The following is a 21,049-nucleotide window of genomic DNA, read 5'->3' as shown; positions in this document are numbered from 1 at the left end:
TTGGGCGGGAACGGGGGCGATTTACGTAGAGTGGGGCGCGAACGGTCCCCCGGGACCAGCTCGCATCATCGGACTGCGGTGTACCGACCGGTATTTCCGGCGCGGGCCTGCCAGACCCTGGGAGAGTGGCATCGTGGGCATGCGCCCCCCGACAGGCTTACCTTCGCTGTCACGCCGCAGCCGAATACTGCTGGTGACAGCGCTGGTATTGGCTGCCTTGTTATTGGTCGGGCCTCGGCTCACCGACGCCTATACGAACTGGTTGTGGTTCGGAGAGGTCGGTTTCCGTGGTGTTTTCACTCGGGTGCTGTTGACCCGAATCGTGCTTTTCCTGGTGGTCGCCCTCGTGGTCGGCGTGATCATCTGGGTGTCGCTGCTACTGGCGTACCGGTCGCGTCCGGTCTTCGTGCCGGTGTCCGGACCCGGCGATCCGATCGCGCGCTATCGCACCACCGTCATGGGCCGGCTCCGCTTGTTCGGCATCGGGATTCCGTTGGTGATCGGCGTGCTGTCCGGTCTGGTGGCGCAGTCGAGCTGGGTGACGGTGCAGTTGTTCCTGCACGGCGGCTCGTTCGGCATCAAGGATCCGCAGTTCCATATCGACGTCGGCTTCTACGCCTTCGATCTGCCGTTCTATCGCATGGTGCTGAACTGGCTGTTCGTCGCCGTGGTGATCGCGTTCTTCGCGAATCTGGTGACGCACTACGTGTTCGGCGGTCTGCGCCTGGCCGGTCGCGAAGGCACGCTGAGTACGGCGGCGCGGGTTCAGCTGGCGGTGCTGGCGGGACTGTTCGTGCTGCTCAAGGCGATTGCGTACTGGTTCGACCGGTATGCGCTGCTGTCGAGCACCCGTAAGGAGCCGACCTTCAGCGGTGGTTCCTACACCGATATCAATGCGGTGCTGCCCGCCAAACTGATTCTGCTGTCCATCGCGGTCATCTGCGCGCTCGCGTTCTTCGCCGGAGTGGTGTTGCGCGACTTGCGGATTCCGGCCATGGCGGCGGCGCTGCTGGTGCTGTCCTCGGTGCTGGTGGGTGCGGTGTGGCCGCTGCTGGTGGAGCAGTTCTCGGTGCGCCCGAACGCGGCCACCAAGGAGAGCGCGTATATCCAGCGCAATATCGCGGCCACCCGTGATGCGTACGGACTCACACCGGACAAGGTGGAGTACCAGGATTACAAGGGTGAGGCGACCACCGACCCGGTGACCAAGCAGCCGCTCATGGTCCCCGCCGATCAGGCGACGATCAAGAATATCCGGCTGCTGGATCCGAACCTGTTGACGCAGACCTTCATCCAGCGCAATCAGCAGCTGCAGAACTTCTACGGCTTCCCGGATCCGCTCGATATCGACCGCTACACCATCAATGGTCAGATGGGCGATTACATCGTGGCGGCCCGTGAGCTGCAGCCGCAGAACCTGTCCGGCAACCAGACCGACTGGATCAACAAGCACACCGTGTACACGCACGGCAACGGCTTCGTGGCCTCGCCGGCGAACCAGGTGAATGTGGCTCCGCCCAAGGACACTGCGGCGGCGCAGGCTGCGGCCGGCAGTGATTCCGGTGGCGGTTACGGCTATCCGACCTTCAATCTGGGTGATCTGTCCACGGTGAGCGATCTGTTCACGCCGAAGGACAAGGAAGCCATCAAGCTCGACCAGCCGCGCATCTACTACGGCGAGCTGATTTCCAAGACCGACGCGGACTACGCCATCGTCGGTGGCAACAACCAGGCGCCGCGGGAGTACGACACTCCCACCGATCAGTACACGTACTCCGGTGCGGGTGGTGTGTCGATCGGCAACTGGTTCAACCGATTCGCGTTCGCGGCCAAGTACGCCGAGCGGAACATTCTGTTCTCGGGTGCGATCGGCTCGGATTCGAAGATCATCTTCAATCGCAATCCGCGTGATCGCGTACAGCAGGTGGCGCCGTGGCTGACCACCGACGGCGATGCGTACCCCGCGGTGGTCAACGGCCGCATGCTCTGGATCGTGGACGGTTACACCACGCTGGACAACTACCCGTACGCCCAGCGCACCTCGCTGGACGGTGTGGTGGAGGACAGCATCGACCAGACCACCGGCCGGCTGCTGCCGCGTAAGGAGGTCTCCTATATCCGTAATTCGGTGAAGGCGACCGTTGATGCCTACGACGGCACCGTCACGCTGTACCAGTTCGACAAGACCGATCCGGTGCTGAAGGCGTGGAGCGGTGTGTTCCCGAATACCGTGAAGCCGGAGAGTGCCATCAGTCCCGAACTGCGGGCGCACTTCCGCTATCCGGAGGACCTGTTCAAGGTGCAGCGCGAGATGCTCGCGACGTATCACGTGGACGATCCGCGAGAGTTCTTCACCAACAACGCCTTCTGGTCGGTGCCCAATGATCCGACGCAGGAGGGCGCGGCCAGCGGTGCGCATCAACCGCCGTACTACGTGCTGGTGGGCGACCCGAAGACAGGGAAACCCGAGTTCAGCCTGACCAGCGTCATGGTGGGCTATAAACGGAACTTCCTGTCGGCCTATATCCAGGCGCATTCGGATCCGGACAACTACGGCAAGTTGACGGTGCTGAAGTTACCCCCGGATTCGCAGACGCCTGGCCCGGGTCAGACCCAGACGTCGATGACGACCAATGATCAAGTCTCACGCGACCGGAACCTGTTGACCGGTGGCAATGTCAACAAGATCAAATACGGCAATCTGCTGACCCTGCCGGTCGGTGACGGCGGCATCCTCTATGTGGAGCCGTGGTATCTGGAACGAAATACCGGCGGCACCAACGCGCCGTCCTTCCCGCAGCTGGTGAAGGTGCTGGCGAGTTATCGCGACAAGGTCGGGTACGGCTCGACGGTCAAGGAGGCGCTGGAGCAGGTCTTGCCCGGCACCGGCAGCGCCGCCACCGATCAGCCGAATCAGACTGTGGCGCCGCCGAATCAGACGGTCGCTCCGCCGAACCAGGGCACAGTCGCGCCGCCGACGGGCTCGACCGGTAAGGACGCCGCGGTCAAGCAGCTCAACGATGCGCTCAAGGCGGTGCAGGACGCCCAGAAGTCGGGCGACCTGGGCACCCTGGGCAAGGCATTGGAGAATCTGCAGACGGCCGTGAACGCCTACCAGCAGGCGGGACCGTAGTCATCCGGGCGTGAAAAGCCCTGCTGCACAATGAAAGGCGCTGCCGTCCACAAGACGGCAGCGCCTTTTGTCATCGTGCCATTTGTCTTCGCGACCCTGTCGCTAGCGCGCCGGCCGGGGTCGCAGCAGCGGTGGCTGCGATGTCGATTTCACCGTCGCCAGGACCGGGGTGGTCTCCAGGGTGCCGATCGCGTCGAAGGCGCCCAGCTTCTTCGTGAGATAGGTGTGCAGACTCGCCGGGTCGGGGCAGAGCGCCTCGGCGATGAGGTTGGTGCTGCCGGTGGTCGCGGCCACGAATGCCAATTCCTCATGCCGCGCAAGGGCTTCGGCGACCCCGTCGAGCTTTCCGGGCGCGACCGACGCCCACAGCATGGCCCGTGTGGTGACCCCGAAGACCCGGTCGTCCACGTCGACATCGAAGTAGAGCGCACCGTCGGCCCGCAGCCCCGAAATGTGCCGCGCCACAGTCGATTGCGATAACCCGGTGGCCTCGGCCAGCTGTGCGAGTCCGGCGCGCCCGTCGGTGCGCAGGGCGGCGAAAAGCAGGTCATCCGTATCCGATCCAGCTCGCCCGGTGGCGTCTTCCTCGTGCGGCCGCAGCTTTCGCTGCTGTTCGGAATCGAGTACGGCGAGGCGGCCCGGCCACGCGGTCGGCCCGCCCAGATAGGTGTGCAGCACGTAGTGCGCGGAGATGCCGGTGATCGCCGAGGTGCGCGGTAGATCGTGCAAAAGCAGTGCGGGCGCGTCGAATCCGGGTCCGTCGACAATGAGGAAGACCTCGGTGCCGCCGGAGGTGAGCATGACCCAGCTGGTATCGGTGCGCTGCGCCAGCGCCCGGGCGAGCTGCCCGCTCGCGGAGGGCGTGGTGGTGAGCCGGACCAGCCACTGGGTGGTGCCGGTATGCCCCGGATCGGGCCGCCCGACCACCCGCAGCCCGAACTCCTCGCGCAGGCGGCGATAGCGCCGCGCGACGGTCTGGGTGGAGACGCCCAGCACCTCGCCGATGCGATTGAACGGCGCCCGCCCGTCGATGTGCAGGGCATGGATCAAGCCGCGGTCCACCTCGTCCAGCATGGAATAAATCATCGCACGGGTACACCAAATGGAAAATAGCCGCAATCCGCAGCCCGTGGATGGATCTATTTCGCGCCCCAGCACAGGCTGGTTCCAGACGCGGTGACCATCCGCGATCAATCTGAACTGGGAGTATCTGATGATTCTCGTGACCGGAGCCACCGGCACCGTCGGGCGTGCCGTCATCGACCGGCTGCGTGTGCTGGGCACACCGGTGCGGGCGCTCGTGCGGCGGCCGGAGACCGCGAACCTGCCCGCTGATATCGACGTCGTGCGCGGCGATCTGGGTGCGCCGGAGAGTCTCGCCGCCGCACTGGACGGGGTCGACAGCGTTTTCCTGCTGTCGGCCGGCCCCGAAATCCCGGTGCACGACGCCAATGTCGCCGCGGCCGCGATCCGCGCCGGCGTCCGCCACCTGGTGAAGCTCTCCTCCGGGCGCGCCGGTGACGAGGCCGCCACCGATCCGATTCCGGCCTGGCACCGCGCCGGTGAGCAGGCGGTGCGCGCGAGCGGCATCGACTGGACCATGGTGCGCCCGCTGGGATTCATGTCCAATGCGCTGCACTGGGCTCCGGGCATCCGGGCCGTCGATACCGTCCGCGCCCCGTACGGGCAGGGCCGCATCGCCGTGGTCGATCCGGAGGACATTGCCGCCGTCGCCGTGGCGGCGCTGACCGAAACCGGCCATGCCGGAAGGATTTACACACTCAGCGGCCCGCAGGCGCTGGCGCCGGGGGAGCAGACCGGCATCCTCGCCGAGGTGCTCGGCCGTCCGCTGCGCTATGAGGAGATCTCGGCCGCCGAGGCGCATACCGCGCTGCTCGGCTTCGGAGTGGCTCCCGATATGGCCGACGCCATAATGTCCTTGCGCGCAACGGCTTTGGAGTCGTTCACCTCGGTGGTCCACCCCTCGGTCGAGGAGGTCACCGGCCGTCCGCCGCGCAGCTTCGCGGAGTGGGCGACCGCGCACCGGGCAGAGTTCGTCACCGTATAGCCGAAAACCTGTGCCGCGCAGCGGCAGTCGGCGTACCATGCCAACGGGTTGTGTCTACAGAGAAGTGCGCTGCCGTCAGCATGGACGGCAGCGCATTTCGCTACTTCCCGAGAGAGGGAGGGATCTCAGCGGCCCCAGGACTCGATCAGCGCGGAGTTCTGATCCAGCACCTGATTGAGCTGGTCCTGGACGCCGAACTGCTGAGCGAGGCCACCGGCGACACTCTTGGCCTGATCGATCGCGGCCTGGCGGTCGTTGGGGAGCGGGGCGGGGGCGGGAGCGACGGGCTCCGGAGCGGCTTCCGGCTCGGGCTCGGTGTAGCCGCTGCGCAGGTACTGGCCGCAGACGGGCCAGGCGCCGGCGCCCTGGGTGGCGAGCACGTTCTCGGCCACCCGGACCTGCTCTGCCTTGCTGGCATTGCTGGGGGAGCCGGTGCCGCCATTGGCGGCCCAGGTGCTCTGCGTGAACTGCAGACCGCCGTAGTAGCCGTTGCCGGTGGCGATTCCCCAGTTGCCGCCGCTCTCACACTGGGCAACACCGTCCCAGTCGTGGGTGGCCGCCGAGGCGGTTGCGGAGAAGCCGAACGGGACGGCAACAATTGCGCCTGTGACGGCCAGCAGGCCGAGGGTGCGGGAGTTGATCTTCCGGTTCTGTTTCATCGTTTGTCCCTCCCTGCGCCTACCGACCCGGCGAGTTGCTGTGCCGTGTCCCTGTCCCCAGGGGCTCTGGGTACCAAACCGCGGGACAGGGTCTCCGGAGTGCAGCGGTTCGGTGCGGTGCCCATCTCAGGTTTGATCCGGGCCGAGTACGACGGTAACGAGTAAATCTCGGCAGATCACGTCTTGATAACTCTTGATAACTTCGGAATTGCATGAAGCGAATAACCGTCGAAACGTTGTTCATGCAGGTTGGCTATGCTGCATTTCGATATCCCGATCGGTCTGTTATATGACCGTGATGTGATTTAAGTCACGACGAAATTGTGGGGTCGGTCACGTTTTCGGCCCCTGAAACCGGGGACGCGCGCAGGAAAGCGTTGTGAGGCGGAGGATTTTCACCTCCAAACCTCCGCTTCCGCACCGTCCGGACGGTCGGCGCATCCGCCACAGCCTGTTCCATGATCGTCTTCGCAACCCGCCAAACCGCTTCTGACCAGCCGATTTGGCACTGACGCGGAGCCGTGTGTAATGTTGTGTTCACCGACGCGGGGTGGAGCAGCTCGGTAGCTCGCTGGGCTCATAACCCAGAGGTCGCAGGTTCAAATCCTGTCCCCGCTACTAACAGCGAAGGCCCTCGAAGAACTTCTTCGAGGGCCTTCGCTGTATCTGTGGCCGCCCGATTACCGTTGACAGTGCGATATGCAGGCTCGGTTGGTGTGACCAGGGATGGAGCAGCCATGTGGGATCCGCAGCAGTATCTGGCCTTCGATGATCATCGGGCGCGGCCGTTCTTCGATCTGGTGACCCGGGTGCGGGCCGAGAAGCCGCGCCGGGTGGTCGACCTGGGATGCGGGCCGGGCAATCTCACTGTGTCCCTCGCGGAGCGCTGGCCCGAGGCCGTGCTGGAGGCCTCGGACTCGTCCCCGGAGATGGTGGCGGCCGCGCGGGCGCGCGGGATCGATGCCGTACTCGGTGATGTGCGGCAGTGGCAACCCGGCGCGGATACCGATGTGGTGGTGTCGAACGCGGTGCTGCAGTGGGTGCCCGGCCATCAGGATCTGCTCTCCGCCTGGGCGCGTGAGCTTCCTGTCGGCGCCTGGCTGGCCTTCCAGGTGCCCGGAAATTTCGATGCGCCTTCCCATCTCGCCATCCGCACCGTCGCGGCGCGGCCGCGGTGGCGCGAAAAGCTCGCTCCGGCAAACCTTCTGGAGCCGCGCGCCGTCCTCGATCCGGAGGGCTACGCGCAGCTGCTGGCCGCGGCGGGCTGCACGGTCGATGCCTGGGAGACCACGTACCTGCAGCGCCTCACCGGCGCGGATCCGGTGCTGGAGTGGGTCACCGGCACCGCGCTGACGCCGGTGCGTGACGTCCTCGACGATGCCGGCTGGCAGGAATTCCGGAGCGAGCTGGCCCCGCTGCTGCGCACCGCCTATCCGGAGCAGGCCGACGGCAGCACCTGGTTGCCGTTCCGCCGCATCTTCGTGGTCGCGCAGACCGCGATCTGATCGTTATCGACGCAGGTAAACACAGCAATCGCACAGGTGATTCAGGAGTTGTACACGGGTTTCGGCCGTTGAATGGAGGAGTGCTGGTTGGCAGCACCCCCTTAGGCCGAGTCCCAGGAGGTCGGGCCATGCACACCGCAGCCCTCGAGATCGGATCTGCCGCAGTGCCCGCCCATCCTGACGAAGAGGTTCGATTCGTCACCGTCGCGGGAGCGGCGGTGAGCCGACTCGGCCTACGTAATATCAACGCGGATGCGGTTGCCACCGTTACCGATCGCCAGACCGGGCGCGCCGCGTTCGTGGTGGCGGACGGGGTCGGCGATCATCTGGCGGCCGCACGGGCGGCGCGGATCGTCGCGCGGGTCGCGGCCCGGGTGGCGGTCACACAGGGTGCGCGCGCCGGAATCCTTGCGGCACAGGCGGAATTGCTGCGCGAGCTGCCGGAGGCGGCCGCCGACAGCGTGCTCGTCGTCGCGGTGCTGCCGGCCGATGGACAGCCGGACGGGCCGTGCGATATCGCCTGGGTGGGTGACTGCCGGGCCTACCGGTGGAACGGCCGGGTACTGCATCTGCTCACCACCGATCACACTGTGGCCGAATACTTCCGGGCGCGCGGACATGTGCCGATGCCCGGGATGGGCCATCTGGTCACCACGTCCGCGCGCACCGTGCGGCCGGAGGACATCGGCCACGCGGCCACCGGCACCAGCACGGGACGACTGCTGCTCTGCTCCGACGGCGTGGGCAAGCGTCTCGAGATGGCGGACATCAAATCCCTTCTCGCCGAGGATGGTTCGGCGAGCCACGCCGCGACGGCGCTGGTGCAGACGGCCCTCGACGGCGGTGGCCGCGACAACACCACGGCGCTGGTGGTCGATGCCCGGCCGTTGCCCGGTGTGCCGCCGGTGGTTCAGCGGCTGATGTAGGTCTCGGAGGCCAGGACCTGTAAGGCCGCCTCGGTCGCGGTGGCGGCGTCCGGGCTGAGGGTGACCAGTCGTTGCCGCAGATCGCCGGGAAGCTCCAGATTCTCGTAGTTGAGCGTCAGCACGCCGACGGCCGGATGCCGGAAGTTCTTCGCGCCGTACGTGCGCACGGCCACATCGCCCTCGGACCAGAGTTCGGCGAATGCTGTGCTGCCGGTGGATAATTCATCGATCAGCGCGGTCAACTCCGCGTCTTCGGGGTGGCTGCCCGCAGCCAATCGCAAGGCTGCGACGGTGGCGGCGGCCACGTCCTCCCATTCCACATAGAACTCGCGGGCGGCCGGATCGAGGAAAAGTTCCCTGGCGAGGTTTCCGTTGTCGTGCAAGGCATTCGAGATCGGCGCGAACAATCGCTCGGCCAGCAGATTGGCCGCGAGCACATCGAAGCGATCGGTAATGATCACCGCGGGCACCTTGTCGACGAGGTCGAGCATGCGCCGCAATTGCGGCCGGACGGCGGTGGGCGCGCTGCGCCGGTCCCGGACCCGCGGCGGGTTGGCGAGCCTGCGCAGATACCCGCGCTCGGTGTCGTCGAGGCGCAGCACCTCGGCGAGGGAGTCCAGCACCTCGTCGGAGGGGTGATTGGCCCGGCCCTGTTCGAGCCGCTGGTAGTACTCGACACTGATCCCCGCCAGCTGAGCGAGCTCCTCACGCCGCAGTCCGGCGACCCGCCGCCGCGTCCGCCCGGACGCACCGGCCCGCAGTCCGACCTCTTCGGGACTGATCCGGGCCCGGCGGGATTGGAGGAATTCCCCCAGGGGATTGCGTTCTGCCATGCCGTCCAGTTTGCCCGAGGATCGGGAGCCTGGCCCTGGGAGTACCTGGAACAACGGAGGTCTGGGTAGGCCGTTGCACGGCAGGCAATCTCATACCCATGAACGAACGGTACGACAGAGGCGCGGCCAGGCTGGCCGAGCTCGGCGGCCCGACCGCCGCCCGGCAGCGGGTGTACGACGCACTGGCCGATATAGCGCCCGACCTGCACCGGTTCGCCGTCGAATTCGCCTACGGCGATATCAATGCGCGTCCCGGACTCGACGCCGGCCGGCGGGAACTGGTCATCCTCGGTGTCCTCATCGGCCTCGGCGCCACCGAACCGCAATTGGAAGCCCACTTCACCACCGCCCTCAACACCGGACTGACCTCCACCGAACTCGTCGAGGCCGTCATCCAGGCGCTGCCGTACGCCGGATTCCCGCGCGTACTCGCCGCCATGGGCGTCGCCCGCCGAATCTTCGCCGACCACAACCTGCTTCCCGTCACCTAACCCGGATCACAGGAGAACACAATGACTTCCGCACAGGACCGCGCCGACGTGATCGATACCGCCACCGCCATGATGTGGTACATCGACATTCGTGACTGGGACGCCTTCACGACCGTTTTCGCGGAGGATGTCCGCCTCGACTACACCGCCATCTGGGGCGGCGATCCGTCACACGCCACCCCCGCCCAGATCCACGCCGACTGGTCTCGCCTGCTCGGCGCCTTCGACGCCACCCAGCACCTGCTCGGCAACCACCTGGTGACCGTCGACGGCGACACCGCGGTCCTCACCGCCGTCTTCCAAGCCGTCCACATCCTGGCCAACCCCCTCGGCTCCCCACGCTGGACCCTCGGCGGCACCTACCGCTTCGGCCTGACCCGCATCGACGGCGCCTGGCGCATCAACGACATCGCCATGACCCCCACCTGGTCCGACGGCAACAAAGACGTCCTCACCCTGGCCTCCGGCGGCATCCGCCCCCAAGCCGCCTGACCCCCTCCCGCCCCGCGTTTTGGAGTTTCCCCCTACCCCGAGGTAACGTCATCCTCACACCGACGCGGGGTGGAGCAGCTCGGTAGCTCGCTGGGCTCATAACCCAGAGGTCGCAGGTTCAAATCCTGTCCCCGCTACTACCTGAAAACGGCCCGGAACCAACAGGTTCCGGGCCGTTTTCATATTGGTTCGGCAACTACATTTGGCGTGGTGCTACTTCTGGGCCGAGAGGCTGCTGAGGAGGCCGCCGATCACCGGAATCGAGTTCGCGCTACCGGTTCCGCCGCTGGTGGGCGGGGTGCAACTCGACCCGGCCGGCGCAGACTGCACGACGGTGACTGCCAATGGCCCTCCGAAGGGGGTGCCGTAGCCGCCTTGGCTGAATGGGGCCATCATCAGCTGCCACTGCCCTGCCGCAGGTGGCGCCCACTGCACGGTCACGTCCTGGCCGGCGACGTACTTCACCGGGGCGGAGACGGTTGTCGACAGTCCGCTGCCGGCAGACGGTGTCTCCACCAGTGCCCACTCGTTCAGAGCGGTCTCGACGGCAGGCATTTGTGCCCACAGTGCCGCAGCATCTGCCGCCGGCAGGGTGACGGAATAGGTGGTGCCAACGCAATACGCTTGCGACGGTGTAATGGTCATATCTGCTGATGCGGTCGTAGCCGAGACGATGGTGGCCACCCCCATCGCCACTCCTGCGGCGATACCGACGGTCGAACGAGCAAGGACCGACATTTTCATACTTCACTTCCCCAGTTGTCGAAAGTCCCCATGTGTCAAGGGGACTGGCGCAGCCTATCGGAAGTGACCGACACATATTTCAGAGTGATATTGCGCGGAGTGGGCCGGGGGAGTTCGGCGACGCGGCCGGATCATCTCGGCAGGCGAAACCCGGGCAGCTGGTGACAGACGTACCGGGCCCGCGCTAGCCGCTGATTTATGCAATGCCCGTGACGTTGTGATCCGCCTCCTATGCGGAGCAAACCCTCCGCTTGAGATGATATTTTTTGGTCGTATCCGGAGTCTGCCCTCCGGTTCGACGAGGAGTTGAATATGGAAACCGCCCGTCGAGCGCACTATCGGGTGACGTTCGGAGTTCTTGCGCTCGGTGTGGGTGCGTATGCGCTGTTGCAGTCGCTGGTGATGCCGGTGCTGCCGACCATTCAGGAGTCGCTGGGGACCAGTCAGACCAATGTCACGTGGGTGCTGACGGCGTATCTGTTGTCGGCGTCGATCTTCACGCCGATCATGGGCCGCCTCGGTGACATGCACGGTAAGAAGCGGCTGTTCGTGATCGCGCTCGTTGCGCTGGGGGCGGGCTCACTGCTCGCCGCGCTGGCCACGAGCCTGTCCGTCATGATCGTGGCGCGGGTGATCCAGGGTGTCGGCGGTGGTGTGCTGCCCTTGGCGTTCGGCATCATTCGCGATGAGTTCCCTCGGGACAAGGTGCCCGGCGCGGTCGGCATCATTGCCGCCCTGACCGCGGTGGGCGCGGGGCTCGGGATCGTATTCGCGGGTCCGATCGTCGATGTGCTCAGTTACCACTGGCTGTTCTGGATCCCGCTCATCATGATCACCACCGGTGCGGTGGCCGCCTTCTTCCTGGTTCCGGAATCGCAGATCCGCAATGAGGGCAAGGTGAATTGGGCGACCGCGCTCCTGCTGTCGGGTTGGCTGGTCGCGCTGCTGCTGTCGGTGAGTCAGGCGCCGAGCTGGGGCTGGGGCTCGTTCAAGGTGCTCGGTCTGCTGGTGGCGGCGCTGGTCATCCTGGTCGTCTGGGTGATCGCCGAGACGCGCTCGTCCAATCCGCTCATCGATATGAAGATGATGCGCATTCGCACGGTGTGGGCGGCGAACCTGGTGGCCCTGCTCATGGGCGTCGGCATGTACGCGAATTTCGGCTTCCTGCCCCAGTTCCTGCAGACGCCGACCTCGGCCGGCTACGGCTTCGGCGCCTCGGTGACCCAGTCGGGATTGATGCTGCTGCCCATGACCATCGGAATGTTCCTGCTCGGTCTGGCCTCCGGGCCGATGGCAGCGCGCTTCGGTTCCAAGAACGTGCTGTTCGTGGGCTCGCTGATCGGTGCGGTGGGCTACTTCATGCTGGCGTTCCTGCACCAGTACGAGATAGACATCTATATCGCGATGGCCATTGTCGGCGTCGGATTCGGTCTGGCTTTCTCTGCCATGTCCAATGTTGTTGTGGCCGCGGTATCTCCGGCGCAGACCGGGGTCGCCAGCGGTATGAACGCCAATATCCGGACCATCGGCGGTTCGCTCGGCGCGGCCTTCATGGCCAGTGTTGTGAGCAGTGGGGCCGCGCCCTCGGGCCTGCCGAAGGAGTCCGGTTACACCAATGGGTTCGTCATGCTCGGCATCGCGGTTGTCCTGGGCGCCTTCGCCGCACTGTTCATCCCCGCGATCAAACGGAACCAGCAGTCGCAGCTCGAGGATTCGGCTGAGCTCGCACACGGCGAGTTGGCGCTGATCGCGGGCGGTACCGTAGTCGGCGATGAATCCGAATGAGCCCAAGGTGCTGCGCCGGGATGCCGCGCAGAATCGGCAGCGGCTCCTGGACGCGGCCGAGCAGGTCTTCACCGAATCCGGGATGGACGCGAGTGTCGATGAGATCGCGCGGGTAGCCGGTGTCGGGATGGGCACCCTCTACCGCCGATTTCCCACCAAGGAAGCACTGATCAGTGCGCTGGTCCGCAAATTGATGAACGATTTGGTGGCCATCGCGAATACGGCCCGCGACCGGACCGACGGTCGCGGCCTGGAGCAGTTGCTCTACGGGACAGGCGAAGTCATCGCCTCCCAGCGCGGCTGTCTGCCGCGGCTGTGGAGTGATGAGGAGACCAAGGCGCTCAAGGCCGAGTACTGGCGCATCGTGACCGAGTTGCTGATCGCGGCCAAAGCGGCGGGCCGCATTCGGGCGGATCTCACCGACACCGATCTCGAGGTGCAGTTCTGGGCCATGCGCGGCGTGATCGAAACAACCCGCGGGGTCACCGATACCGCCTGGAAGCGGCACCTGGCGCTGTGTATCGCCGGAATGCGGCCCGGTGCAGAGGAACTCGTCGAGGCGCCGCTCGAGGAACGGCTCGCCAGGCGGGTCAGCGGCCGTTAGGTTCGGCGGATCTCCGGGGTCCTACGCTGCCACCGCGGTGAGGTGCATGAACGAGACCGCGAATCGGCCGGATTCCGGAACCATGCACAGCAGGGTCTCGCCGGCTTTGATCATGCCCTCGGTCAGCATGTCGTCGAGGATGACGAAAATCGATGCGCTGCCGATGTTTCCGACCTCGGCCAGGTTGCTGTACCACATTTCGGGACGGCCGGTCCAGATGCCGCGCCGCGCGGCCTCCTCCAGCACCATGGTCTTCATTCGTTCGCTCGAGTAGTGCGCGGGAAACCACGTCACCTGCTCGGGATCGAATTTGCCCATACTGCAGAGCCGTTCGTACTCGTCGACGCCGACCCGCACCAGATGCGGCAGCATGGTGAGCCGCTGGCGCAGATTCAGCGCTCCGTCCGCGGCGGCCTCCGCGGCGTTCGGATAGTCCATCCAGCTCTTCATGACCGTATTGTCATTGGCGCCCAGGAACATACACGCCTTCTCGGTGTTCGCGTACGAGGTCAGCGTGATCCAGTCGATCCGCAGGCTGATCCCCGAGGCCGCCGGAGCGTCCTGGATGACGGCGGCGCCCGCGCCATCGGAGAGCATGTAGCGCAGGAACGCCGCTTCCATCGGAATCGTGCCGCGCTCGGGATCGATGTCCCCGTAGCGGGAGCTCTTCAGAACGCGTGAGGCGAGTTCGCTGGCCACGGTGACCGCGGTGCGCTTCTCACCGATCGCCACCTGCAGATACGCGTTCTTCAGCGCCATCATCCCGGAACTGCAGATACCGTGCGCGGTCGAGATCTCGAGCGGACCGTACCCCAGCTCACCGTGCACCATACTGGCGAAACCGGGAGCCACCACATCCGGAATAGTTGTTGCCGCCGTGAGCAATTCGATATCGTCCCCGCCCAGACCGGCGCGCTCGACGGCATTGCGCACGGCCTCGGCCGCCATCGCCGCGTTCGAGATCACCGTCTGCTGCTTCTTGTCGATCGCGTAGTGCCGAGTCTTGATGCCGCAGTTCGCCAGCGTCCGATCCTTCAACGCGGAGGATGCTCGCCCGACGGTGCCCAGATAGTCCTCGATCTCGCTGTTGGGCACCGGATCTCCCGGAAGAAACCGGCCGGTGGCTGTGATGTAGGCACTCATGCTGCGCTCCAACTGATCTGAGAGAGAAACTTAGCGAACAGTACTGTACGTAGATCGGTGAGTCGATCAAAACACACATGTTCCACTTTGTTTTCAGGTATCAGCAGGCGCGCAGCCTGTCGTGCCGACCTACTCCGCCGCGCCGAGCGCCCGCAGTGCGGCGGCCCGAATCTCTTGGCGGAGTGCGTCATCGAGCAGGCCTGCGTGCTCTTGCAGTGCGGGAACGATGGTCTGGGCGACGGCGAAGGCGGCGCGGCTGCGCACACGATCGGCCGGTGTTGCGGCCGGGCCCGCGAGCAGCTCGATAATCCTGCGGCACGCGGCATCGGCATCGTGCTGGGGGATGAGGTCCGCTACGGAGGGGTCGGTGGCGAAGGCGATGAACAGGGCGCCGGTTTCGGCGGCGCCGTCGATGTAGTCGGTGAGGATCTGGGCCGGGGTCAGCTGTTGCGCCTCGGCGCGCTCGATGAGCTGGGTCACCGCGGTGAAGGGTGATTCCAGTAGTTCGGCGGCAATGGTCTCCTTCGCCTTGAAGTGATAGAACACCGCCGCCTTGCTGGCGCCCACCGCCGCGGCGATATCGGCGATCGAGGTCGCGGCATATCCCTTGCGCAGGAACAGTTCCCGGGCGGCGGAGAGGATCTCGGCACGGCGTCCGGTGGTCACCGCGCGCTCGCGGGCATGGTCAGCACGATCTTGCCCTGCAGATGTCCGCGTTCGCCGCGCTCGTGCGCATCGCGGGCGTCCCGCAGCGGGTAGGCGCTGTCGATGGCAACCGTCAGCGTGCCGTTGTCGAAGAGCGCGCCGAGTTCACGCAGATCCGCTCCGCTGGACTGCACCTGCCCGCCGACGCGCGTGATGCCGCGGCGCGAAAGCTCTTCCGGCGGATAGAAACCCAGCGTGATGGGCACCAGGCGGCCGCCGTCGGCAATGGCCGAGACCCACCGCGCGGAATCGACCCCGCCGACGCTGCCGACGCAGTCGATCACGACGTCCACGATGCCCGCCGCCTCGACCGGATCCCCATCGGTGTAGTCGATGAAGGTCTCGATTCCCAACCGGCGCAGGAACTTCTCGTGCCGGCCGGACGCGACCGCGACGACCTCGGCGCCGCGCAGCCGCGCCAACTGTACGGCGAAGTGACCGACCCCGCCCGCGGCGCCGACGACCAGCACCCGTTCGCCCGGCTCGACCGCACCGTATCGGTGGATCTGCTGCCAGGCGGTCAGGGCCGCCATCGGCACCGCCGCCGCCTCGATATGGCTGAGCCGCTGCGGTTTCGGCGCGAGATCGGCCACCGGCGCGGTGACGTACTCCGCATGGGTGCGGCCGTGGCCCCGGCCGTCGAACGGCGGAAACCGCACCAGGCCGTAGACCTGGTCCCCGACAGTCAGATCGGTCACGTCCGCACCCACGGCGATCACCTCACCGGAGACGTCCGCCCCGGGAATGGACGGGCGCGCGATCGAGGGCCGGTACTGCGGCGGCAGATCCGCGAGCCCGCTGCGGCCGCGGAAATCCGACGGATTCACCCCGGCCGCATGCACTTCGAGCAGGACTTCGCCGCTGCCCGGGGCCGGGCGGTCGATCTCCTCGACGCGCACCACCTCGGGTCCGCCCGAGGTGAATACCACTACGGCTTGCATTGTCGTCACGCCGACCACACCTCTCGACCCACGGCCTGACCGATCGGTCAGTGCATATCACTATGCAGGCCGATCTAACCGATCGTCAAGGGCTATAGGGGTATTGGTCGTGTACCGGATCGGCGCCGGTCGGAGTGCATCGGCCGAGTGGAGAGGGCTAGCGCGTCACCACATGTGGCAGCGGCCGTCGCGATGGCCCCACTGGTCGTGTTCGTCGTTGTGCCAGTTGCCGTTTCGGTCGCAATGCCAGTCGTCGCGCCAGGGATCGTGCGGATCGCCCCAGCCCGGATGGTTGAAGCCGGCCCAATCCGCCGCGGCCGGCATGCCGCCACCCGGGATGCCCGCCGAGGCCGCACCCGCCGCCGGGCCGATCAGCAATGCGCCCGCGGCGAACGTCGCCGCCACTGTTCCTACGAGTTTCTTCATTACGGCACAAACCTTTCTACTTCTTCTGAAGGCCGAAAGTGGCCACGGCAATTCCAATACAGATAAGCGCTCGATTCAATGAAACTCATTGAACTCTAGGCACATTGCCAGCCATGCGCACCGGGCGTGCCCACCTGTTCTTGCGATCGAATGGCAAATCGGAGTGATCGTGAATCATGCCTGCTCCCAGGCTTTTCCCAATGAATTCTGCGTCTAGTCACAGCAATTGTGATCCCTGTGTCTCGTGTTATTCTGCTATTTCAGTCCTGACCACCGGTGATGTCGATCGAAGGCTGTTCGCAGGTTTCATTCAGGTGAGACACAGCATTCGGCGGAACGATCGGTAGTGTGCAGAATTTGCTCCCGACACTGATGCTCGCGGCCTCGACAGCCCTCTTGCTGATGGCGTCGACCGGGCTGGTCGCGCGGACCGTGAACTCGCAACGCCAGCCGATGATCGTCGCCGCTGCGCTCGCCCCGTGGCTGCTGGCCGCATCCCTCCCGGCGGCGGTCCTGGCCGCCGCGGCACAGCAGTGGGTCGCGGTTGCCGCGAGCGCTGTTCTGCTGGCCACCGCTATTGCCACGCAGTGGCCGCTGTACCGGGCGGGCATGCCCTGGGCGCGGGCGACCCGCCGGCCACGGCACCGAGCGCGGCAGCCGGCCGAGCCGCGATTGCGCCCGGCGGGCGGGCGACCGCTACGGGTGATGCAGGCCAATATCCTTGTCGGCGGCGCGGATCCGCACGCGCTGGCGGCGGCCGTCGACCGGCTGCACATCGATGTCCTGACGGTCTGTGAACTGACGCCCCAGGGACTGGTTCGCCTACTGGCCTCGCGCCTGCCCGAATTGCTGCCCTACCACTACTGCAGCACGGGGGAGCGCGGCGACGGCACCGGAATATGGAGCCGCTATCCACTCTCGGACACCCGGCGTCACGACGGCTTCGTCACCGAATTGCTCTCCGCCCGTGTCGAACTGCCCGATGATCCGGCCCCGCTGGTATTCGCCGTGCACCCGGTGCCGCCCTGGCCGCGTGAGCCCGGCGATTGGCTGCGCGAATTGGAGCTGCTGCGCCAGTTGCTGGCGAAGATCCCCGACGGCACCGGTCCGGTCCTCGTCGCGGGCGATTTCAATGCCACCATGGACCACCGCCCCTACCGTGCACTCCTCGACGGGGCCTATCGGGACGCGGCGGTATCGGCCGGCGCGGGGATCCTGCCCACCTATGCCGCCGATCGCTGGTACCCGGCCGCGATTGCCATCGATCACATCCTTCTGCGCGACGCTCTCGCACACCAGGTGCACACCGTCGCTCTGCCCGGCTCCGATCACCGCGGCATCTGGGCCGCGATCACGGTCTGACCCGAGCAGACTCCCTTCATGGCACGCGCCGCCTGACAGCCACGATTTCCGGCGGCGTCATAGGCTTACACGGGCCTATCCGTCGAGACCAGGAGGAAGCACGGCATGAGTGACTGGAATGCCAATATCATTGCCGAGTTCCGAGCCAATGAGGGCCGGGTGGGCGGTCCGTTCGAGGGTGCGCCGATGGTGCTGGTGCACCATGTCGGCCGCAAGTCCGGACGCAAATCGGTCAGCCCGATGATGTACATGCTGGACGAGCGGGATCCGGCCACCATCTACGTGTTCGCCTCCAAGGCCGGCGCTCCGACCAACCCCGACTGGTACTACAACCTCACCGCCGCCGGGAGCGCCGAGGTCGAGGTGGGCACCGAGCAATACCCGGTCACTGTCGCTGAAGTGACCGGCCCCGAGCGGGATTCGATCTATGCCGAGCAGGCGCGCCGCTATCCGGGTTTCGCCGAATACGCCGTCAAGACCGAGGGCATCCGGACGATTCCGGTGCTCGCCCTGCGCCGCGCCTGAGCGTCCCCGACGCCGACCGCCCTTGCGACAACGAATGTCGTCGCAAGGGCGGACTGCCACCACTGGGGAGATCCGAACAGGCGCCGTCTACGCGGTGCTGCCGCGTCGCGAGAGCAGCGATTGCAGCAGGACGAGTGCGCCGAGCACGAGCACGGTCACGCCGACCACCCGCAATCCGGCGTCCGCCGCCGAGATGAAGGCGGTGATGATGTCGTGGCTGCGGCCGGGAGCCGTGGCCAGGGCCTGGGCGACGGTGTGCGGACGGTGGCCGTCCCGGACGTCCTGCGGCAGGGCGGCGACAAATCGCGCGGTGAGCACCGTGCCGATGACGGCCACCCCGAGGGCGCTGCCGAATTCGCGTGTGGTGGCCTGCAATCCGGCGCCGACCCCGGCCTGTGCGGGCGGCAGCGATCCGGCGATGGCGCCCGAGAGTGTCGGAAGTGCCAGTGTCACACCGATTCCGGTCACAATGAGCCAGGCGGCGTAGGCCAGGTACGGAGTCTGCGCGCTGCTGGTGGACAGGCCGAGCAGTCCGCAGCCGACACATCCGAAGGCGAGCGCGATGGTGGCATCGATTCCGATGCGCTGGGACAGCCGTCCGACGTGCCGCGCGCCGAGAATGATCGGCACGGTGAGCGGAATGATCCCCAGTCCGGTGCGCAGCACGCTGAATCCCTTGCCGTACTGCAGGAATGAGGCGTTCACATAGAACAGCGCGAACATGCCGAAGAAGATCGCGGTCATGCCGAGGCAGGCGCTGCGCAGGCCGGGCAGGCGGAACAGCCGGGGATCGAGCAGCGGGTGTTCGACCTTCAGCTCGACAATCGTCCACACCGTGAACAGCACTGCGGCGCAGCCGAATCCGGAGATGACGAGCACACTGCCCCAGCCCGCCTCGGGTCCCTGCACGACGCCGAGCAGCAGCGCCACCGAGGCGCCGACGAGCAGCAGTGCGCCGAGCGCATCGAGCCGGCGGTCGTGCCGCGGTGATACCGGCGCGATGCGTCCGACGACCAGGGCGAGAATCAGTGCGATCGGCACGGCCGCGACGAACAACCAGCGCCACGATCCGCCCGAGAGCACCGCGCCGCCACCGACATTGCCGATGACCCCGCCGATACCCGTCATCGAGGCCCAGACGGCGATGGTCGGCCCCTTGCGCTCGGCGGGAACCGCGTGCAGCAGCACGGCCAGGGTGTTGGGCAGCACGGCCGCCGCGCCGACACCGGTGATCGCACGGCTGACCAGCAGGAGCATGACATTCGGCGCCACTGCCGACAGCAGTGCGCCCAGTGCGAACAGCACCAGCCCGGAGATCAGCACGCCCTTGCGCCCGAAGCGATCGCCCGCGGCGCCGCCGGGGATCACCAGGCAGGCGAAGAAGATGACATAGGTGTCGACGATCCAGACCAGCGCCGAGGCGGAGGGATGCAGTGCGCTGGCGGCGAGCATCGGGACGGCGAGATTGATCGCGGCGACCATCCCGACGACCAGTACGACACAGGCGCACATGGCCGCGAGCAGGCTGCGCGGCGAGGCCGGGGGGCGGGAGAGGCTGCGCGCCTCCGGGGCGCGAATCAGATCGGTGAGTGGCATGGCATCGACGTTAGGGAGGACGGGTATGTGCGCGCCACGCAACTTTGGCAATCATTACTTGTGTACGGTGCAACTATGCCCGAGCTCGACCTGAATCTCCTGCGCGTCTTCGACGCGCTGCTGCAAGACGGCAGTGTCACGGCGGCCTCCGAGCGCCTGAACCTGTCGATCCCGGCGACCAGCCGGGCGCTGGGCCGCCTGCGGCGCGCGATGAACGACCCGATCCTGGTGCGCGCCGGTCGCGGAATGGCACCGACCCCGTTCGCGCTGCGCACCGCACCGCGGGTGCGGTCCCTGCTCGACGAGGCGGCGGCGCTGATCAGCGCCGATCGTGAGGGCGGTATCGCGGATATGAAGCGCACCTTCACGATTCGCATCAATGACGGTCTCGCCGCGACCCTGGCGGCGGCGGCCGTCGAAGCCACGGCGGCGGTCGCGCCGGGGGTCATCCTGCGGTTCGTCAACGAGGGCAATGAGAGCATCGAGGCCCTCCGCGACGGATCCGTCGATCTGGATATCGGGCCCAGCGAGGTGGTGGCGCCGGATATTCGGACAGCCCTGCTGTATCGCGAACGCATGGTCGGCATCGTCCGCGCCGACAGTCCGCTGGGCAGCCACCGCCGCCCCACCCTGGCGCAGCTGTGCCGTCATCCGCATGTCTCGGCCTCGCGTCGCGGCCGCGCCCGCGGACCGCTCGACGACGCCCTCGAAGCCGTCGGCCTGCAGCGCCACATCGCGGCGGTGGTCCCCACCATTGCCGTTGCCGCACTGCTGGTTTCGTCGAGCCCCTATGTGGGGCTGGTCCCGCAGCGCCTCGCCGAGCAGTACGGCCGAACCCTCGGCATTCGCTGGTTCCCCATCCCCGCCGACCTGCCGGAGATCGAGGTGCGACTGCTCTGGCATGCCAGGCTCGACGCCGATCCGGCCCAGCGCTGGCTCCGCGAGACGATTATCGCCGCGCTCGAACCGCCGGACTGATCGACGGAACACAGTGAAACCGAACAGAGTTCAGAACTGTGCGGACCGGAGTTCAGGGCAGTGCGGACCCACCTTGCGAGCGCTCGACAGAGGCCGCTCGACGTGATCACGCAGCCGTTCGAAGGCGGGCCAG

Annotated in this window: 20 protein-coding genes and 2 tRNA genes; 13 read left to right on the top strand and 9 right to left on the bottom strand. The window is 66.4% G+C overall.

All coding sequences use genetic code 11. From position 1 onward, the window contains the following. Positions 1–133 precede the first annotated feature (133 nt). Positions 134–3,133, top strand: coding sequence for a UPF0182 family protein (locus OG326_RS36920; RefSeq protein ID WP_327141751.1), 3,000 nt, complete (start codon positions 134–136; stop codon positions 3,131–3,133). A gap of 102 nt (positions 3,134–3,235) precedes the next feature. Here OG326_RS36920 and OG326_RS36915 read toward each other — a convergent pair whose 3' ends face one another. Beyond that, complete coding sequence (locus OG326_RS36915; RefSeq protein ID WP_327141750.1) at positions 3,236–4,219, bottom strand: Lrp/AsnC family transcriptional regulator; 984 nt, start codon at positions 4,217–4,219, stop codon at positions 3,236–3,238. A gap of 127 nt (positions 4,220–4,346) precedes the next feature. On the opposite strand from OG326_RS36915, the gene OG326_RS36910 reads away from it, so the two are divergent. Beyond that, positions 4,347–5,201 (top strand): SDR family oxidoreductase, encoded by an 855-nt coding sequence (locus tag OG326_RS36910; RefSeq protein WP_327141749.1) that lies wholly within the window; start codon positions 4,347–4,349, stop codon positions 5,199–5,201. Positions 5,202–5,326: 125 nt separating this feature from the next. On the opposite strand, the gene OG326_RS36905 is transcribed toward OG326_RS36910, so the two are convergent. Next, complete coding sequence (locus tag OG326_RS36905; protein ID WP_327141748.1) at positions 5,327–5,860, bottom strand: transglycosylase family protein; 534 nt, start codon at positions 5,858–5,860, stop codon at positions 5,327–5,329. A gap of 544 nt (positions 5,861–6,404) precedes the next feature. Here OG326_RS36905 and OG326_RS36900 point away from each other — a divergent pair. The 3 genes from OG326_RS36900 to OG326_RS36890 all read left to right on the top strand — a co-directional run bounded on the left by OG326_RS36900 (position 6,405) and on the right by OG326_RS36890 (position 8,291). Continuing rightward, positions 6,405–6,478 (top strand) — tRNA-Met (locus tag OG326_RS36900). Positions 6,479–6,576: 98 nt separating this feature from the next. Further along, complete coding sequence (locus OG326_RS36895; RefSeq protein ID WP_327141747.1) at positions 6,577–7,365, top strand: trans-aconitate 2-methyltransferase; 789 nt, start codon at positions 6,577–6,579, stop codon at positions 7,363–7,365. A 128-nt stretch (positions 7,366–7,493) separates the two neighbouring features. Then, on the top strand, positions 7,494–8,291 hold the full coding sequence (locus tag OG326_RS36890) for a PP2C family protein-serine/threonine phosphatase (RefSeq protein ID WP_327141746.1): 798 nt from the start codon (positions 7,494–7,496) through the stop codon (positions 8,289–8,291). Here OG326_RS36890 and OG326_RS36885 read toward each other — a convergent pair. Further along, positions 8,276–9,124: a helix-turn-helix domain-containing protein gene (locus tag OG326_RS36885; RefSeq protein WP_327141745.1), complete on the bottom strand. Its 849-nt coding sequence runs from the start codon at positions 9,122–9,124 to the stop codon at positions 8,276–8,278. The genes OG326_RS36890 and OG326_RS36885 overlap by 16 nt on opposite strands. Before the next feature lie 98 nt (positions 9,125–9,222). Between OG326_RS36885 and OG326_RS36880 the strand changes: the two genes are divergently transcribed. The 3 genes from OG326_RS36880 to OG326_RS36870 all read left to right on the top strand — a co-directional run bounded on the left by OG326_RS36880 (position 9,223) and on the right by OG326_RS36870 (position 10,244). Then, the gene (locus OG326_RS36880; protein WP_327141744.1) at positions 9,223–9,615 is read left to right on the top strand and encodes a carboxymuconolactone decarboxylase family protein; all 393 of its coding nucleotides are present in this window, start codon (positions 9,223–9,225) and stop codon (positions 9,613–9,615) included. A 21-nt stretch (positions 9,616–9,636) separates the two neighbouring features. Further along, the gene (locus OG326_RS36875) at positions 9,637–10,107 is read left to right on the top strand and encodes a nuclear transport factor 2 family protein (protein ID WP_327141743.1); all 471 of its coding nucleotides are present in this window, start codon (positions 9,637–9,639) and stop codon (positions 10,105–10,107) included. Positions 10,108–10,170: 63 nt separating this feature from the next. Further along, positions 10,171–10,244 (top strand) — tRNA-Met (locus OG326_RS36870). A 76-nt stretch (positions 10,245–10,320) separates the two neighbouring features. Here the strand turns inward: OG326_RS36870 and OG326_RS36865 are convergent. Further along, positions 10,321–10,791 carry a hypothetical protein gene (locus OG326_RS36865; protein ID WP_327141742.1) on the bottom strand — a complete coding sequence of 157 codons (471 nt, stop codon included), beginning with the start codon at positions 10,789–10,791 and terminating at the stop codon, positions 10,321–10,323. A gap of 372 nt (positions 10,792–11,163) precedes the next feature. Here OG326_RS36865 and OG326_RS36860 point away from each other — a divergent pair, with 372 nt between their 5' ends. Together OG326_RS36860 and OG326_RS36855 are read left to right on the top strand one after the other, a co-directional pair. Beyond that, positions 11,164–12,636, top strand: a complete 1,473-nt coding sequence (locus OG326_RS36860) for an MFS transporter (RefSeq protein WP_327141741.1) — start codon at positions 11,164–11,166, stop codon at positions 12,634–12,636. Then, positions 12,623–13,240 (top strand): TetR/AcrR family transcriptional regulator, encoded by a 618-nt coding sequence (locus OG326_RS36855; RefSeq protein WP_327141740.1) that lies wholly within the window; start codon positions 12,623–12,625, stop codon positions 13,238–13,240. Before OG326_RS36860 ends, OG326_RS36855 begins: the two co-directional genes overlap by 14 nt. A gap of 21 nt (positions 13,241–13,261) precedes the next feature. Here the strand turns inward: OG326_RS36855 and OG326_RS36850 are convergent, their stop codons facing one another. The 4 genes from OG326_RS36850 to OG326_RS36835 all read right to left on the bottom strand — a co-directional run bounded on the left by OG326_RS36850 (position 13,262) and on the right by OG326_RS36835 (position 16,455). Then, a complete protein-coding gene (locus OG326_RS36850) occupies positions 13,262–14,383 on the bottom strand; it encodes a 3-oxoacyl-[acyl-carrier-protein] synthase III C-terminal domain-containing protein (protein ID WP_327141739.1) in 1,122 nt (373 codons plus the stop codon). Between the two features lie 129 nt (positions 14,384–14,512). After that, complete coding sequence (locus tag OG326_RS36845) at positions 14,513–15,049, bottom strand: helix-turn-helix domain-containing protein (protein ID WP_327141738.1); 537 nt, start codon at positions 15,047–15,049, stop codon at positions 14,513–14,515. Then, positions 15,046–16,029, bottom strand: coding sequence for an NADP-dependent oxidoreductase (locus tag OG326_RS36840; RefSeq protein ID WP_327146689.1), 984 nt, complete (start codon positions 16,027–16,029; stop codon positions 15,046–15,048). The genes OG326_RS36845 and OG326_RS36840 overlap by 4 nt, the downstream gene beginning before the upstream one ends. 165 nt (positions 16,030–16,194) lie before the next feature. Next, positions 16,195–16,455 carry a hypothetical protein gene (locus OG326_RS36835; RefSeq protein ID WP_327141737.1) on the bottom strand — a complete coding sequence of 87 codons (261 nt, stop codon included), beginning with the start codon at positions 16,453–16,455 and terminating at the stop codon, positions 16,195–16,197. 348 nt (positions 16,456–16,803) lie between these two features. Between OG326_RS36835 and OG326_RS36830 the strand changes: the two genes are divergently transcribed. Then, complete coding sequence (locus OG326_RS36830; RefSeq protein ID WP_327141736.1) at positions 16,804–17,817, top strand: endonuclease/exonuclease/phosphatase family protein; 1,014 nt, start codon at positions 16,804–16,806, stop codon at positions 17,815–17,817. Positions 17,818–17,922: 105 nt separating this feature from the next. Beyond that, on the top strand, positions 17,923–18,342 hold the full coding sequence (locus tag OG326_RS36825; protein ID WP_327141735.1) for a nitroreductase/quinone reductase family protein: 420 nt from the start codon (positions 17,923–17,925) through the stop codon (positions 18,340–18,342). 87 nt (positions 18,343–18,429) lie between these two features. Here OG326_RS36825 and OG326_RS36820 read toward each other — a convergent pair whose 3' ends face one another. Next, positions 18,430–19,938: an MFS transporter gene (locus OG326_RS36820; RefSeq protein WP_327141734.1), complete on the bottom strand. Its 1,509-nt coding sequence runs from the start codon at positions 19,936–19,938 to the stop codon at positions 18,430–18,432. 75 nt (positions 19,939–20,013) lie between these two features. On the opposite strand from OG326_RS36820, the gene OG326_RS36815 reads away from it, so the two are divergent. Beyond that, on the top strand, positions 20,014–20,916 hold the full coding sequence (locus tag OG326_RS36815; RefSeq protein WP_327141733.1) for a LysR family transcriptional regulator: 903 nt from the start codon (positions 20,014–20,016) through the stop codon (positions 20,914–20,916). The last annotated feature ends 133 nt before the right edge of the window (positions 20,917–21,049 follow it).

The organism is Nocardia sp. NBC_01327, assembly GCF_035958815.1.
Classification (GTDB): Bacteria; Actinomycetota; Actinomycetes; order Mycobacteriales; family Mycobacteriaceae; genus Nocardia.
Note: the sequence above shows the minus strand (reverse complement) of the source record. Positions and strands in the feature narration are given on the sequence as shown.